17 protein-coding genes are annotated in these 15,288 nt (G+C 38.5%); 4 read left to right on the top strand and 13 right to left on the bottom strand.

The window, feature by feature from the left end; all coding sequences use genetic code 11:
* The first annotated feature begins 88 nt into the window (after positions 1-88).
* Complete coding sequence (locus tag F0161_RS02885) at positions 89-1,120, top strand: aldose epimerase family protein (RefSeq protein WP_150203669.1); 1,032 nt, start codon at positions 89-91, stop codon at positions 1,118-1,120.
* A gap of 104 nt (positions 1,121-1,224) precedes the next feature.
* On the opposite strand, the gene F0161_RS02880 is transcribed toward F0161_RS02885, so the two are convergent.
* From F0161_RS02880 to F0161_RS02825, 13 genes are all read right to left on the bottom strand, one after another.
* Positions 1,225-2,592, bottom strand: coding sequence for an ISL3 family transposase (locus tag F0161_RS02880; RefSeq protein ID WP_150203668.1), 1,368 nt, complete (start codon positions 2,590-2,592; stop codon positions 1,225-1,227).
* 234 nt (positions 2,593-2,826) lie between these two features.
* A complete protein-coding gene (locus tag F0161_RS02875; RefSeq protein ID WP_263862647.1) occupies positions 2,827-3,918 on the bottom strand; it encodes an IS110 family RNA-guided transposase in 1,092 nt (363 codons plus the stop codon).
* Positions 3,900-4,025: a hypothetical protein gene (locus tag F0161_RS11675; RefSeq protein WP_263862639.1), complete on the bottom strand. Its 126-nt coding sequence runs from the start codon at positions 4,023-4,025 to the stop codon at positions 3,900-3,902. The genes F0161_RS02875 and F0161_RS11675 overlap by 19 nt, the downstream gene beginning before the upstream one ends.
* A gap of 312 nt (positions 4,026-4,337) precedes the next feature.
* On the bottom strand, positions 4,338-4,991 hold the full coding sequence (locus F0161_RS02870) for an amino acid ABC transporter permease (RefSeq protein ID WP_137602832.1): 654 nt from the start codon (positions 4,989-4,991) through the stop codon (positions 4,338-4,340).
* Between the two features lie 13 nt (positions 4,992-5,004).
* The gene (locus tag F0161_RS02865) at positions 5,005-5,646 is read right to left on the bottom strand and encodes an amino acid ABC transporter permease (protein WP_137602833.1); all 642 of its coding nucleotides are present in this window, start codon (positions 5,644-5,646) and stop codon (positions 5,005-5,007) included.
* Positions 5,646-6,482, bottom strand: a complete 837-nt coding sequence (locus F0161_RS02860) for a transporter substrate-binding domain-containing protein (RefSeq protein WP_137602834.1) — start codon at positions 6,480-6,482, stop codon at positions 5,646-5,648. Before F0161_RS02860 ends, F0161_RS02865 begins: the two co-directional genes overlap by 1 nt.
* Positions 6,483-6,498: 16 nt before the next feature.
* Positions 6,499-7,242 carry an amino acid ABC transporter ATP-binding protein gene (locus F0161_RS02855; protein WP_150203667.1) on the bottom strand — a complete coding sequence of 248 codons (744 nt, stop codon included), beginning with the start codon at positions 7,240-7,242 and terminating at the stop codon, positions 6,499-6,501.
* A 211-nt stretch (positions 7,243-7,453) separates the two neighbouring features.
* Complete coding sequence (locus F0161_RS02850) at positions 7,454-8,653, bottom strand: aminotransferase class I/II-fold pyridoxal phosphate-dependent enzyme (protein WP_150203666.1); 1,200 nt, start codon at positions 8,651-8,653, stop codon at positions 7,454-7,456.
* Positions 8,654-8,811: 158 nt separating this feature from the next.
* Positions 8,812-9,630 carry a DUF6681 family protein gene (locus F0161_RS02845; RefSeq protein ID WP_150203665.1) on the bottom strand — a complete coding sequence of 273 codons (819 nt, stop codon included), beginning with the start codon at positions 9,628-9,630 and terminating at the stop codon, positions 8,812-8,814.
* Between the two features lie 12 nt (positions 9,631-9,642).
* Positions 9,643-10,041, bottom strand: coding sequence for a hypothetical protein (locus F0161_RS02840; RefSeq protein WP_150203664.1), 399 nt, complete (start codon positions 10,039-10,041; stop codon positions 9,643-9,645).
* Between the two features lie 170 nt (positions 10,042-10,211).
* Positions 10,212-10,649, bottom strand: coding sequence for a Fur family transcriptional regulator (locus tag F0161_RS02835; protein WP_137601735.1), 438 nt, complete (start codon positions 10,647-10,649; stop codon positions 10,212-10,214).
* Positions 10,650-10,735: 86 nt separating this feature from the next.
* Positions 10,736-11,293, bottom strand: coding sequence for a guanylate kinase (locus tag F0161_RS02830; RefSeq protein ID WP_150203663.1), 558 nt, complete (start codon positions 11,291-11,293; stop codon positions 10,736-10,738).
* Between the two features lie 6 nt (positions 11,294-11,299).
* A complete protein-coding gene (locus tag F0161_RS02825; protein ID WP_150203662.1) occupies positions 11,300-11,725 on the bottom strand; it encodes a bis(5'-nucleosyl)-tetraphosphatase in 426 nt (141 codons plus the stop codon).
* A 120-nt stretch (positions 11,726-11,845) separates the two neighbouring features.
* Between F0161_RS02825 and F0161_RS02820 the strand changes: the two genes are divergently transcribed.
* From F0161_RS02820 to F0161_RS02810, 3 genes are all read left to right on the top strand, one after another.
* Entirely contained in the window at positions 11,846-13,237 is a 1,392-nt protein-coding gene (locus F0161_RS02820) for an amino acid permease (RefSeq protein WP_150203661.1), read from the top strand.
* Between the two features lie 135 nt (positions 13,238-13,372).
* Entirely contained in the window at positions 13,373-13,795 is a 423-nt protein-coding gene (locus F0161_RS02815) for a MarR family winged helix-turn-helix transcriptional regulator (protein WP_137601731.1), read from the top strand.
* 10 nt (positions 13,796-13,805) lie between these two features.
* Positions 13,806-15,212: a DHA2 family efflux MFS transporter permease subunit gene (locus tag F0161_RS02810; RefSeq protein WP_150203660.1), complete on the top strand. Its 1,407-nt coding sequence runs from the start codon at positions 13,806-13,808 to the stop codon at positions 15,210-15,212.
* Positions 15,213-15,288 lie beyond the last annotated feature (76 nt).

Below are 15,288 nucleotides of genomic sequence, written 5' to 3'. Positions count from 1 at the left end.
CTTCACTATTTAGATTATTGTTAAGTAGTGGTAGAATGTATTTAATCGCTTACATTCCCACAACAACTTAATTATGGAGGAAACATACATGAATATTGAAAAAGTCTCATTTGGAGAAGCAAACTCAAAACCAGTTGATAAATATACTTTAACTAACGATAACGGTGTTAGCATTTCGGTGCTAACATTCGCTGCACTCTGGCAAGCATTCAAAGTTCCAACTGCCAAAGGTGATGTTAACCTGCTTCTCAGTTCTGATAACATTGAAAATTACACCAATAATCCATTCTTTGCAGGCCGGATTGTCGGCCGGATTGGTGGACGTTTGAAGGATGGTCAATTTGAAATTGACGGTACTACTTACCAAGTTGAGCAAAATGAAGGTAAAAACAGTCTTCATGGTGGTGCTAACGGATTTGCCAACCAAATCTGGAACGCTGAAACTAATCAAACAGCTGACACAGTTTCAATTACTTTGAGCTTTACTTTCACACCTGCTATCGATAAATTCCCAGGTAACTTAGATGCCAAAGTAACTTATACGCTCCACAATGACAACTCAGTCACCATTGACTTCAACGGAACAACTGATGGTAACACCTTGTTCAACCCAACGAGTCATGCATACTGGAACTTGTCAGACGGTGGTGCTGACATCCTTAACCATACTTTCCAAGCTAACTCAGGTTCACATTTGGAATTTGACAATGAAAAAATTCCCACTGGTAACTTGCTAGTAAATGCTGGAACTCCATTTGACTTCAGCAAACCAACTTTGTTTAAGGATGCAATCGAAGGTATGTCAAATACCGATGAAAAAGGCTTTGATGATATCTTAGTTGTTAACCCTGACAGTGATGAAGAAATTGCTACTTTGACTGACAAAGATAGTGGCCGTTCAATCAAGCTCTATTCAGATCGTAATGGACTAGTAATCTTCACGGCTAACTCATTTAACTCTGACGCAACTTATGAAAATGGTGTTGGTCATCCATACCAAGCCGTTGCTTTGGAAATGCAAACATTATCAGATACACCTCACCACGCTAACTTTGGTGATGTAACCTTACGTGCTAATGAAACTAAAAATTATCAAATCAAAATTGTGCCTGAATTCTAGGAAATAATTTAAGAGAGAATCAGTTAATCGACTGATTTGTCTCCATATACAAAAGGTTCTTTGTCAAGAAGTACTGATGACCTAGAATTTCACAATCATTAACATCAAGCTGCTAGTTTCTCCGTTGTCGGGGAATTAGCAGCTTTTTGTTGTTTTGTGAGAGATATGAAATTTTTAGAATAGAAACTATTTTTAAATGCAATTAGAATTCGAATCTTGAAGTGATAGAAGTTTCTAAACCCGTACGCAGTACGCTTTATTACTTTAATTTTGTTGTTACATCCTTCTACAGGACCTGTTGAGAAATGACAGTATTTTGTTTTAAAACTGTTTATAATCTCTTCGAAATGTTTTCGTAGAGTCTTGATGGCAGCATCCATTTCCTGTGGGAGAATTGCCGAATTTTTATCATCTTCTGGCCACAATAAGGTTTTCAGCCGTTCTGAACTTTGATTATGAATTATGAAAATGAGATCTTGGTAGAAGTTATAAGCAGCACGCAATTCTTCGGAAAGCGATAGTAAACGATTAACGACTTCGTCGTCAGTCAATTGTAAATTTTTGAAATTACGACGTTTATATCGATCAGAGCGATTTAAGTCGCTTTCTGATTTCATAATTAGTTTCCAAAATCTGTTAAGTTGGCGATATTCGGGTGACCCGTACTTAAATGATTTCATTACTTTTATTCTAAGCTGATTGAGGCCTTTAAAGGCCTGGACTACCACATGAAAATGGTCAGCAATGATAATTGCATTCGGGAAAACTTTTTGAATAGTACTTCGATAAGGGAAAAATAAGTCGACCGTAACCGTTCGAACAGCAGCACGAGCCGCCGGAGAATATCTTAAAAAGTACTTTTCAAGGGAGTGATCACCTCTGTCAGAAATTACATCTATTGGTTGACGTGTTTCAATATTCATAAGTAAAAGGGAGTATCCGCTTTTAGCAAACTTTCCCGATTTGAAATCATCGAAAGCAATGTTTCGCGATAAATAATGAAAAGATGGTTTGATATAACAAGCTAATCCTAGAATTGACCGGATAACAGTATTTGAGGAGACGTTATTGATTTTCGCAATTGTAGTCATACTCATGTTTTCTTCAATTTGCATAGCGATAATTTGTTTTACGTCACGAAAAAGATGGTCTCCTTTTCTTACATCACTCAATTCAGCAAGCTCAGTATTTTTACAGCATTTACAAATGTATTTTTGCTTTTTAATTTTAAAGAAAATCAGACTTGTACCATTTTGAGCAGATTGATACATGACACTTTTGTACCCGTTTCGACTCATGACGGTTGAACATTTAGGACAAGTCATTTCGTATGTGAGCACGCAGTGCCACACGTTAGCCTCACCTTTGTCAGTCATTTCTCTAGACATAGGTTGAGAGTTATATTTAGGGTCGGGATCAAATTCTAAACGAGTATCTGTGATATTGAGAGCTAATCTGGTATTATTATCCATGGGAGATAGTTCCTTTCGTTAGATAGGGGTCAGGCTATCTTCTATTTTCTACCATTAGTCAAGGAAAACCTCGTTCTAATGGTTTTTTATTTTAATAAAGCATGGCTACAGGCCTATTTAATAACGTATATGAACTGAAAAAGATCAATTAAATTAAATTGAGTGTACACAAAATAAACATCTCTAGTATTCCTAATTTTTGAGATGCTATAATGTATTTGAATGGATAGTGATCTACAGTTCTGGCGTGAACTTCATAGGGTCATAAAATTCATTATTTTTGATGAGGTGGTAGATGGTTCGATTGAGCCTTCCCATCGCAGCTATGGCAATCTTCTTGGTGTGAATGTCACCGGAAGATTGCTTTTTTCTTTGATAGAACAGACTAATGTTACTAGGATGATATCTTGAGACACTCACTATATTCAGTACAGCTTTGAAAAGTATTTTACGAGCGTAGGTATTCCCACGCTTCCTGATGTGCTGTCCCATTTCAAAGTCCCCAGATTGATATTGAATTAAGTCAATTCCGATATAAGCATTAATCGCATTAGGTTTTCTAAATCTGCGGATATCTCCCAATTCAGCCACCAAACATACTGCTGTTTTAATACCAATTCCTGGAATCGATTGTAGAATGGGAATTTCCTGAAGATTAGCTGAAATTTCAGTCATTTCGTCAATCGTTTTCTTCTTCAAAGTATCGAGTCGTTCTACTTCTCCGGCTAAATAAATTACAGCTTGGACGGCATGTGTGCAGTTTTCAACAGCTGGAGCTGAATTATATGCCAAATCTTGTAAGTGCTGGGCTAGAACCAGCGAACGACGTTCACCCATGTTCTTAGGTGTCGCTTCAATAATTAGCCGAGCCAGTTCGGTAATTCCCATTTCTAAAACCAGAGATGGATGTGGAAACTGCTGAACGATGTGCCAATACAATGCACCATCGGTGACACTTAAGAATCGTTCAATTTCGGGGAAAGCCAGTTGTAGTTTTTGATGTAATCGATTCTTAGCCCTAACAATATCTTCATTCAGCTCTTGATATGTCCGTTCTAAATCATGCAGTTCTGAATAAACTGGTTGTTCCTGAAATGTTGGCTTGTAGTGATGTTGTGACATCGCCATTGCCAATGAAACTGCATCTAATCGGTCATTTTTATTGTGGCGAAAACTATCCATATCCTTCTTAGCTGCTAAAGGATTAATTTCTGTATATTGCCAACCGTTACGAATCAGAAATGCACGTATACTGCGAGAATAGATTCCTGAAGATTCAAAAATTATCTGTGGTGATGTTAAGCCATCTAGCTCATCTTCAAGAATTTCAAACCCATGCCGGTCATTTTGAATTCTTTGTAAACCTTTTGTTCAATCAAAATTGCTATATTGGAGCTGTGCTTACTTACATCAATACCAAATACGATATCCATGACTAACTACCACCTTTATGAAAGTTGTATTCACTGATTCACTCATCTCAATTTTCAATACACGACTTTAAATAGCCAACGGACTTCGAGCGAGTTAATTTGTGAACCAAATGAAGTTGCCAGTTTTTGTGACGACGTCACCAGAAGGTGCGCCAAATAGACCTTCGACATGTCAACTTCATTACCACTTTAGCAAAAAAAGAAAAAGTGGTGAATCAGTTTTTGTACAATTTTACTTGATAATAGAAAATGGCACCAGTAGAAATTCACAAAGTGAATCTCTATCAGTACCAAATATTGTAGAACCATTAATTAAGCTAGGCGACGTTCGAAATACTTGCCCACCAATGACAATGCGTAACAAACGATAAAGTACAGTACCGCTAACGCAACGAACATTGGAATAATATAATTGGTATTTTGACCATAGATGATTTGAGCATGGTACATCATTTCAGGAAGCACGATAATCGTTCCCAATGAAGTATCCTTGATTAGTGAAATAAATTGACTAACTAAGGCTGGCACCATGTTCTTCATTGCTTGTGGTAAGACCACAATTCTCAATGCGGTCCAATATCCAATCCCATTAGACTGGGCACCTTCCATTTGTCCTTTATCCACGGCCATAATTCCTGAACGAACAATTTCAGCAATCATCATTGATTCAAAGACTGTCATCGCAATGATGGCGGCGGCAATTACTGGAGGTTTGAATCCCAAGTTGGGCAAACCAAAGTAAGTAAAGAAGATAATTAGAAGCAAAGGTAAGTTCCGAATTAAATCAATCACAAATCCGACAATTGCGGACACGTATTTGATCTCGGAATAACGAATCACCCCTAAAATCGTCCCAAAAATAAAACTAAGAATAACTGAAATTACTGAAACTTCAACAGTCACCCACAAACCTTGAAGAAGGTAGCGTAGGTTTAACCATGAATATGCATCAATAAATGTTTGCATTTCTACTACCTCCTTAAGCGGCTAATTTTTTCTCTAGATGACGCATGTAATAACTTAATGGCATGGTGATGATCAAGTACAAGACACCCACTGCAAAGAAAGTTGACATTGTTTGGAGTGTATCATTGGCAATCATATTACCTTGATACATCAAATCAAAACCGGCCACGAAGGCTAGGACAGACGAGTTTTTAACTAAGTTAATAAATTGGTTTCCCAATGGTGGAATCACAATCTTGAAAGCTTGCGGTAAAATAATGTGTCGCATAGCTTGCCAGAAAGTTAATCCATTCGATTGGGCACCTTCCATTTGGCCATCATCCACAGATTGAATTCCGGCACGAACAGTTTCAGCAATAAAGGCTGAGGTGTAAATTGTTAACCCAATTGTTCCGGCAGCGAAACCACTAATCTTAACGACATACAGTGGAATAACCACGAAGAAGAACATGGTAATAACTAGTAATGGAATATTACGGAAAATTTCTACGTAAACATTACCGATTACTCGCATAATCTTGTTAGGCATAATTTCGAAAATGGCAAAGACGGTTCCAATAATCAAACTGAAGAATAGTGCAATAATGCTACACAACAATGTTTGACCGAACCCTTGTAATAACGGTTGCCATTCGGTTGCAAAAATATGAATCATTATCGCTTCATCTCCTCATAATTAAATCCTTCAACATTACCGAACCACTTCTTAAGGATTTTATTGTAAGTACCATCGTTTTCAATGGTGGTTAATGCCTTATTTAGACGGTTCTTGAAGTTGGTTTGACCTTGGTTGACGGCAATTCCGTAAGGTTCTTGTGTAAATGATCCTCCGACCACGACATAACCTGGGTTGTCGACCGACATACCATATAAAATACCATTATCAGTAGTTAATGCATCCCCTTGGCCTGACTTCAAAGCCGTCAATGCTTGCGCATAATCTGACATTTGAAGCACTTTAGCCTTAGGTGCAAATTTACCAATATTTTGAACTGAGTTTGAACCAACTACCCCAATTACGACTTTTCCTTTTTTGTTCAAGTCTTTAACACTTTGAATTGGGCTACCCTTTTTAACCAAAATAGCTTGGCCAGCGTTGAAATACGACCGGGTGAAATCAACTTGCTTTTCACGTTCCGGTGTAATCGTCATGGTAGCAATAATTGCATCAATGTTCCCATTTCTAAGTAATGGGACTCGGGTAGAACTGGTAATTGGAACAAAGACAGCCTTGCCATCTTTACCGAGAATTTCTTTGGTTAATGCCTTAGCAACATCCACTTCAAATCCTTCATCGATACTGGTCTTGGTGTTCATCAAACCAAATAACTTAGTATCGGCTTTGACACCCCAAGTGATGGTATTAGCTTTTGTATCTACTTTCAAAACGTCTTGTTTTGATAGAGCTTTGCTTGACCCACAAGCTGTCATTGTGACTAGCAACAACGCAAGAGCGGCAAACAAGCCCATGAAACGACCAAACTTTTTCATGGCTGCTTCCCCCTTCTTACTTGTGTACGATGATTTTACTTAAGAATTGACGAGCACGTTCGTTACTTGGTTCGCCATCAAAGAATTTTTCCTTGCTATCATCTTCGAGGATTTCTCCATCGGCCATGAAAATAACACGATCACCCACTTCACGTGCGAAGCCCATTTCATGAGTAACCACGATCATTCCCATGCTTGAATCACGTGCAATATCTTTCATAACGTTCAGCACATCATCAATCATTTCTGGATCCAAAGCTGAGGTTGGTTCATCAAACAAAATCAATTTTGGCTTCATTGCTAAACTACGCGCAATCGCGATTCGTTGTTGTTGACCACCAGATAATTGACGAGGATAGCTATCTGCTTTACTTTCCAGCCCAACCTTTTCCAACAAACTTAGTGCAAATTCTTTATTTTCTTTTTCATCACGTTTTAGCACAATTCGAGGTGCTAACATAATGTTTTCAATGACAGTCTTGTTGGCATACAAATTGAAATGTTGAAATACCATCCCAACGTTCTTGCGAATCTTATTGGCATCAGTTTTTTTATCAGCCAAATCAAATCCGTCAACGATTAGACGACCTTCTTGAATAGGTTCAAGGCCGTTGATTGTTCGGATTAAAGTACTCTTCCCAGAGCCTGAAGGTCCGATTAAAACAACAGTTTCACCGGCTTCCACCGTTAAATTGATATCCTTTAAGGCATGAAAATCACCGTAATATTTTTGGACATCGTGAAATTCGACCATTGACATATGAAAATCCTCCACTCTTTAGCACCGTTTCTAATTGAAACTTAATGCCATTTTAAATTTACGTTAGACTAAATTTTATACCAATACTTAGATATCGTCAAAGAAATGTTAACAATATCGCTGTAAAATATTCACAACTTCGTCATTGGTTGACAAAAAAATATAAAAAAAAGACCCAATTCTAAGAATAGAATCGAGTCAAATGAGCTAATTAAGCATTAGCTGCTGTTTTAAAATGTGCATCAACAAATTTACCAATTCGAACCATCGCTTCTTGAAGGTTTTCCATCGATGAAGCATAGCTGATTCGAATGTAGCCCTCTCCCCCTGGTCCAAATGGTGAACCAGCAACGACAGCGACTTTTTGTTCAGCTAGTAATTGACGACAGAAATCCCAGTCGCCAATATTCCATGATTCAGGGATCTTACAAAATGAGTAAAATGCTCCTTGTGGTTTTGTTGCAGTAAAACCAAAGCTAGTCATTTGTTCGTAAACAAATTCACCACGTTTTTGGTAATCTTTACACATTTCAAGGCCGTCTTCGAATCCGTTGGTAAATGCTTCTTCTGCTGCGTCTTGGGCATTATAAGTGGCCGTAGTAACAGTGAATTGATGCATTTTAAAGAGTTCTTTTTGAATGTCTGCTTGAGCGGCAATGATACCAATTCTCCAGCCAGTCATCGCATGGGACTTTGAAACACCATTAATCAAAATAGTTTGTTCAGGTAAATATTCAGCGACTGACACATGCTTTTCACCATAAGTCAGTTCACTATAAATTTCATCAGCAATTACGAAGACATCACGGTCTGCCAGCACGTCAGCAATCGCCTTCGTGTCAGCGCGACGATAAGTAACTCCCGTTGGGTTTGAAGGGAAGTTCAGAACAACGGCTTTAACTTTATCGCCGTGTTCATCCAAGGTGGCCTTCAATTTTTCAAAACTTAAAACAAAGTCTTCTTCGGCAGTATTAATGAAGACAGGTACAACACCATGAGCCTTCAAAATTGAAATATACATTGGCCAAATTGGAGTTGGCACAATAATTTCATCACCGGGGTTGGTTACTGCCATGACAGCAGTGGCGATGGCTTCAGTGGCCCCCACCGTAACCAAAATATTGTCGGCGGTATAATTTAGATTATATTTTTTATCGAGGAAATTAGCGGCAGCTGCACGGAGCCCAGGAGTTCCGGCAGACTGTGGATAGTGCGAATGGTTATTTTCAATACTTTTGATTGCTGCTTGTTTAATATGTTCAGGCGTATTGAAATCCGGTTCACCTAAAGTCAATTTGATGACGCCAGGGATTGCCGATGCCTCCTGATCAAATGCTCGAATACTTGATGGCTTGGTGTCTGCAAGTTCATTATGCATGCGTCCTAATAACTGTTGTACCTTTTCGCTCATTTCTATCCCTCAATTCTGTAAATTAAAAGTAAATTAAAAACTGATTATAATATAGCAACCACACGGCTCTGTGTCAAAATGAATTTATTTTAACCGCCGACTTCTATACAACTTATCCAGTTTTACTCAATTAGATTCAAAAAAAGAGACCTTTCAGTCTACTTTTCATCTTTGCCTTTATAGGCGACTTTCACGTTCAATTCGTATGGTCGATCATGTTCAATCGTGGTATCGCTTCGGCCAGCGAACTTTTCTGGACCGCCAGTAATAAAGACATTGGCTAAGTAAATATGGTAGTCTTCTTGGGCAGATTTGACATCAGTTAGCCCCACACTGCTCAGATGGCCAACTGCTAATCGTTCCATTTTATTCAAACCAATGAAAATTTCTAACCGTCCACCAGTTGGCACCAATTCAAAATAAGGCACCACTTGATTTTCAACTAATTTTTGAGTAGATTCATCTTCGCGACGGCTGCGTTTTAAAATTTCTTTTTCCGAACGATGACCGTAATCAGCCTCTAAAATATCTTCACGCACCAGTTGTTTCACAATGCATCGTAAATTGGCTTGCTCATGGTCATTGATGGCCACGTCTGCCGGCAGAATTTGATCATTAGAAAAGAGTCCATTTGCCGGAATGTTAGACGACTTGCCAAGTTCTTTAGCCAAACGTTCTGCTTCAGTTAATCGTGGTCCACCCAATAATTTTTCAATTTTTGGTGAAATATCAAATTTTGCTTTTTTATCAGTGAAGAAGTAAATAAAATTTAACACCACAAAGTACATTAATGCCAGAAAGGCTAACATAAATAACAGGCCGCGGACATAGGCGCCATTTTTTAAGAGTCGAAAGGCCACGTAAAACAAATAAAATTCACCAAAGAAACCAACCACAACATAGGCTTGGTTTTTTAATTTTGTATTCACATTAAAATAACCCAGTGAACGGTTAATCATATCCAAAATCGTTAACATTGTAATTATCTCCTATTTGCTTGTATTGTCAGTCGTGGTGCCGGTAGTTGAACTCGTTGTTGAGCTAGATCCAGTCGTGGTTGTTCCAGCGGTTGAGTCGGCCGTTGAATCGTCTGTATCATCGGTGTTGTCAGTCGTGGTCGAATTTGCACTGGAAGTTTTGGTACTTGAATTATCTGCCGTTGTATCCGGAGTTTCACTTGAACTAGTTTTTGAACTACTGTCTTTAGGTGCACTTTCTGAGGTTGAAGAGTGTGAACTCGAACTCACACGGACACTGGAACTTGATGAAGCTGGTGCCCCTTCACTAGTATGCGTGGTCGTATTTACTACCACATTTGTGGCGCTTAATGCCAAGACAATCGAGACGATTGCAAACGGCGTAATAAATGGTGGTGTGCGATATGCCATATTCCATATTTCTCCTTTGATAGCTTTAAATACATTTTAAATCATAATCTCGAATTTTTGCAGACTTGATTGTTAAGGATTGTATAAGTTTAATGATATGTTCAACCATCCGACTTCAAGCAACAGACAAAAAACGATAGTAAAATTAAGATTCTACTATCGAACAGTCATTATTTTTTTGCTTTACAGTTGGCACATAATCCGAATAATTCGAATCGGTGACCCTCAATTTCTGCGCCAGGCAATTGTTGTTCAAAAAAAGCCATATCAATGGGACACATTTCAATTTCTTGAACTAAGCCACAATTTGAACACACAAAATGGTGATGATGCATATGCTTATAGTCACATTGAAACTTGACTTGCATCTGATCATTTTTAACGTGCGTTTCAACAATGCCAATTTCTTCAAACTCTTTGAGATTGCGATAAATGGTATTATGACTCATCCCCGGATAAAGCTGACGCAAATATTCATCCACTTTGGTGACGTCTAAATACCGATTTTGATTGTCAGCTAAATAGTCAACCAACGATTTGCGTTGCTTGGTTAATTTATAATTTTCATCTTTTAAAATTTTGAGTGCTTGACCTGCTTCTGCAGCCATAGATTTCCTCCGCTAAATAATAACGATTACGCTTTACACATATTAGCACAGATTTACGAACAGCACCACACAGGTTGCTTTGTAACTTAAGCTTTCAGTTGATCCATAATGTGCCCGAGTGCAATCTTAGTTTGGTTCCAATCATCATTAACAATCACGTGTGAATGACCATCCAATTGCTTGGGAATTTTTAAATCCCGATGATATTCAGCACTTTTAATACGTTGCACCAAAGCAATTCGTTCGTCCCCTCGTGAAGCTAGGCGATCTTTCAATGAATCAGGTTCACTGACGGTCAAGAAAACTATCACGGCCTGATCACCTAACTTTTGCTTATAAGTCACGGCGCCCTTCGTATCGAGCACAATCGTCACTAAATCATCTTTTTCCCACGCCTGATTTAATCCTTCCATTGAAGAACCATACAAGTTGAAATCATAAGTGACTTGTTCCAACAAATCGAGTTTGCGCATCGATTCGCGGGTTTCAAAATTATAATCAACACCGTTGGTCTCGCCTTCACGTGGCTTACGGGTGGTATGAGTAATTACTTTTGGTAAATGATATTTGCTTTGCAGATACTTACTCACTGTTGTTTTACCGGAGCCAGTTGCACCTGTAATTACCAATACTCGTTTCATCATTTCATCCTACTTTTCATTTTGATTTTCGAGGTGTTCATTGACTTGATCCAACAACCCTTTTAAATTGTCATACGTCAGTCGTTCTCGGGCTGTTCTATAATTTAACCATTGCGAACCATCAATTTCAACTGTTTGTAACTCAATCAATTGATTACCTTTTACTTCAGCGGTAAAAAGCGTCATTTCCTTGTGATTGCCATTGGGCAAATCATATTCAGTTTTCACTTGAAAACTTTCGTCAATCGCTAAATCTAATTGTGTTTCCTCAAAAATTTCTCGGTGCGCCGTGGTAATTAAATCCTCCCTAGCCTCGACGTGGCCCTTCGGAAATCCCCAAAAATGCCCTTGATTGCCGCTTTTTAATAGTAGATATTGAATCTCATTTTCTTTTAATCGGTACACAACTGCACCACTAGTGATTTCTAATGACATTTTTTAACATCCTTTGTAAGTAGTATTATTTCAATTTTAACGTTATTTTAATTATAATCAACTTATGGTAAAATTTATTGCAGATTGTTTTTTCAATAATGTAAAGAGGTGGTATGTTAGATGTTCTCAAAATTTTTACGTAAAGAAAGTCTAGATCGATACCTAGAAAGTGACCGTCATTTTGCTAAAACGTTGTCAGCTTTCGACCTAATTGCCCTTGGGATTGGTGCAGTTATTGGTACTGGTATTTTTATTCTTCCTGGAACCGTGGCCGCCACAACTAGTGGCCCTGGTATTATTCTATCATTTTTCTTTTCCGCCATTGTCTGTGCTCTATCCGCAATGTGTTACGCCGAATTTTCATCTGCTTTACCAGTTGCTGGTAGTGCTTATTCATACGGTAACTTGGTCATGGGTGAAATCATTGGTTGGATTCTTGGTTGGGCATTAATTCTTGAATATATGTTAGCCGTAGCTGCTGTTTCAACGGGTTGGGCTGCGTATTTCAATTCATTTATCGAAGGCTTTGGACTACACGTGCCAAAGGCAATTTCCGGTTCATTTGACCCAGCTCATGGTACATACGTTAACTTGGTCGCCGTCTTGATTGTGGTAGCTATTTCATTTTTACTTTCTCGTGGAATGAGTACTTCCATGAAAATTAATAATTGGGCCGTAATTATTAAAATTGCTATTATTCTAATTTTTATTGTGGTTGGAATTTTCTTTGTAAAACCACATAACTGGCATCCATTTTTACCATATAAAATGAGTGGTGTTTTCCAAGGAGCGGCAACCGTGTTCTTTGCTTATCTTGGGTTCGATGCGGTTTCTTCATCAGCGGCCGAGGTTAAGAATCCGAAACGCAATATGCCAATCGGAATTATCGGTACATTACTGGTAGCCACGATTTTGTACATGGCCGTGTCAGTTGTCTTAACTGGAATGGTTAAATACACGCACTTGGATGTTGCTAATCCTGTCGCTTTTGCAATGCAAGTGGCACATCAAGATTGGGCTGCTGGAGTCATTTCTATCGGTGCCTTAATTGGTATGTTTACGATGATGGTTACGATGATCTACTCAAGTTCTCGTCTGGTATATTCAATTGGTCGTGATGGCTTATTGCCAACGTTCCTGAACAAAATTACTGAGAAACACAAAATTCCTTTGAATGCACTGATTGCGGTAACCATTATTATCGCCTTCATGGGTGGCTTGGTTCCTCTAGATCAATTAACTAGTCTAGTTAATATCGGAACCTTATTAGCATTTACCTTTGTTTCCTTTGGAATTATTCCACTTCGTCGTCGTAAAGACATTAAAAACGAAGGTGGCTTCAAGGTACCTTGGTATCCAGTTCTACCAATCGTTTCAGGCCTGGCCTGTATTGCGATGTTGACTCAACTTCAATTAGAAACTTGGGTCGGTGCGGGTATCTGGTTCTTAATCGGCTTAGTAATTTACTTCGCCTACGGATTCAGACACAGTAAGATTGCCAAAGATAATTAAAAACAGAATTAATCAAGGATATATGCGCAAAGCGAAAGTTTTGTCATATATCCTTTTTTTCTTGCACATAAATTAAAAAACGAGTATAGTAATAAATCGTTAGTCTGCTAACGATATTTAGAAAGAGGTATTTTCATGGAACAAAATCTAGCCCGGTTAATCAAGAAAACCAGCAATCAGATGACGCGTAAATTCGACAAATTTGCCCGTGAATTTGATTTAACTAGCGTCCAGATTTCGGTAATTGATTACATGTCTCAAAACCCAACGATTGAGATTCAACAACGCAATGTTGAACATGAATTTAACATTCAGCGGTCAACTGCCACGGTGTTATTACAGAAAATGGAACAAAAAGACTTGATTATTCGTACCACTTCAAAAGATGATGCTCGTCAAAAAACATTGAACCTCACGGATAAAGCAAAGGCATTGGCGGTGGATATTTCAGCTTATAGTGATCGTCAACAGGCTCGCATTACCCAACAATTTTCGACAACAGAAGTCGAAACTTTCAAGAATATTCTTGAATACATCACAGAAATCAACAAGGAGTAAATTTATTATTATGGATGGAACAGATCAAAAAATTTCAAGTAAAGTTATTATGGCAATTATTGCGACAGGGATTATGTCGTTTTGTGGGGTGGTCGTCGAAACCGCGATGAACATTACCTTCCCTACCTTAATGAAACAGTTCGCTGTTTCAACCAACACCGTGCAATGGATGACCACCGTTTATTTATTGGTGGTTGCAATTATTGTGCCATTATCAGCAACACTGAAACAAAATTTTAAAACAAAGAATTTATTCATTTTTGCCAATTTAATGTTTATCTTAGGTGTCGCTACTGATGCCGTTGCACCCACTTTTTCACTCTTATTAATTGGCCGTGCCATTCAAGGAATCGGTACTGGAATTGCCCTCCCACTCATGTTCAATATCATTTTAGAACAAGTACCCATGAGTAAAATTGGGATGATGATGGGGATTGGAACACTAATCACCGCCGTTGCTCCGGCTGTCGGTCCGACATTTGGTGGCGCCGTAGTTAGTTCCATCGGATGGCGTTTCATTTTCATCTTCCTCTTACCATTGTTGGTGATTTCATTTATTCTTGGAGTACTGAGCATTCAGCAAAAGAGTGAAATTCGTCGAACTAAATTTGATGTACTTGGATTCATTTTCATTATTCTCGGATTAGCGGGGTTAATCTTTGGCTTTAGTAACCTTGGGAGTGAATCCTTCATGTCACTAAAAATTGGCGGCTCAATCTTAGTCGGAATTATCGGAATGGTGGCCTTTATCTGGCGTTCAGCCACGATTGATAACCCAATTATCAATGTGCGCGTGTTGAGCAATCCTAATTTTAGCGGTCACGTCTTTACCTTTTTCGTCTTTCAGTTAGTGTCACTTGGATTATCATTCCTACTCCCTAATTACATTCAAATTGTGAATCACGGTTCCGCCGTGTTAGCTGGATTAATTGTCTTACCTGGTGCGTTAATCGGTGCAGTCTTTGCACCTTTAGGTGGACGAATTTTAGACCGTGTTGGTGCTAAAATCCCACTGACAATTGGTTCAACCATCGCTTTGATTGTACTGTGTGTCTTTGTCTTAATGGGGACCCAATTTTCAAATCTGTTAATGGGAACATTGTACTTCTTCTTCATGATTGGGATTGGCTTGAGTTTTGGTAACCTAATGACGAACGGTTTAAAGCAAATCGACGGCAGAATGCGCAGCCACGGAAATGCCATTTTGACTACCATGCAACAATTTGCTGGAGCCGTGGGAACTTCTTTGACAGCCGCTTTTGTCGCTGCTAAGCAAACTGCTAATGTCACGTTAGCCCATGGAACAGCACTTGGTTCACATTCAGCATTAATCTTTTTAATTTGTGCCATGATTGTCGAATTTATCGTCTTAATTAAAGTAGTTGATTTTCCATTTAAGCATCACGATAACAAATAAAATTTATTAATTTAACTTCGCTTAACAATTCAGGTTGAGCGAAGTTTTTTTGTCGTTTGACCGACGAATTGACCTT

Source organism: Paucilactobacillus nenjiangensis (assembly GCF_008632615.1).
GTDB lineage: Bacteria > Bacillota > Bacilli > Lactobacillales > Lactobacillaceae > Paucilactobacillus > Paucilactobacillus nenjiangensis.
The sequence above is the reverse complement of the archived record's forward strand: the minus strand, read 5'-3'. Positions and strand labels throughout refer to the sequence as shown.

Excerpts from the sequence above, each read along its gene's own strand:
- F0161_RS02850 (WP_150203666.1), bottom strand. The coding sequence starts at position 8,653 with ATGAGCGAAAAGGTACAACAGTTATTAGGACGCATGCATAATGAACTT.
- F0161_RS02860 (WP_137602834.1), bottom strand. The coding sequence starts at position 6,482 with ATGAAAAAGTTTGGTCGTTTCATGGGCTTGTTTGCCGCTCTTGCGTTG.
- F0161_RS02885 (WP_150203669.1), top strand. The coding sequence starts at position 89 with ATGAATATTGAAAAAGTCTCATTTGGAGAAGCAAACTCAAAACCAGTT.
- F0161_RS02835 (WP_137601735.1), bottom strand. The coding sequence starts at position 10,649 with ATGGCTGCAGAAGCAGGTCAAGCACTCAAAATTTTAAAAGATGAAAAT.
- F0161_RS02840 (WP_150203664.1), bottom strand. The coding sequence starts at position 10,041 with ATGGCATATCGCACACCACCATTTATTACGCCGTTTGCAATCGTCTCG.
- F0161_RS11675 (WP_263862639.1), bottom strand. The coding sequence starts at position 4,025 with ATGGATATCGTATTTGGTATTGATGTAAGTAAGCACAGCTCCAATATA.
- F0161_RS02815 (WP_137601731.1), top strand. The coding sequence starts at position 13,373 with ATGGAACAAAATCTAGCCCGGTTAATCAAGAAAACCAGCAATCAGATG.
- F0161_RS02865 (WP_137602833.1), bottom strand. The coding sequence starts at position 5,646 with ATGATTCATATTTTTGCAACCGAATGGCAACCGTTATTACAAGGGTTC.
- F0161_RS02820 (WP_150203661.1), top strand. The coding sequence starts at position 11,846 with ATGTTCTCAAAATTTTTACGTAAAGAAAGTCTAGATCGATACCTAGAA.
- F0161_RS02870 (WP_137602832.1), bottom strand. The coding sequence starts at position 4,991 with ATGCAAACATTTATTGATGCATATTCATGGTTAAACCTACGCTACCTT.
- F0161_RS02830 (WP_150203663.1), bottom strand. The coding sequence starts at position 11,293 with ATGATGAAACGAGTATTGGTAATTACAGGTGCAACTGGCTCCGGTAAA.
- F0161_RS02880 (WP_150203668.1), bottom strand. The coding sequence starts at position 2,592 with ATGGATAATAATACCAGATTAGCTCTCAATATCACAGATACTCGTTTA.
- F0161_RS02825 (WP_150203662.1), bottom strand. The coding sequence starts at position 11,725 with ATGTCATTAGAAATCACTAGTGGTGCAGTTGTGTACCGATTAAAAGAA.
- F0161_RS02845 (WP_150203665.1), bottom strand. The coding sequence starts at position 9,630 with ATGTTAACGATTTTGGATATGATTAACCGTTCACTGGGTTATTTTAAT.
- F0161_RS02855 (WP_150203667.1), bottom strand. The coding sequence starts at position 7,242 with ATGTCAATGGTCGAATTTCACGATGTCCAAAAATATTACGGTGATTTT.
- F0161_RS02810 (WP_150203660.1), top strand. The coding sequence starts at position 13,806 with ATGGATGGAACAGATCAAAAAATTTCAAGTAAAGTTATTATGGCAATT.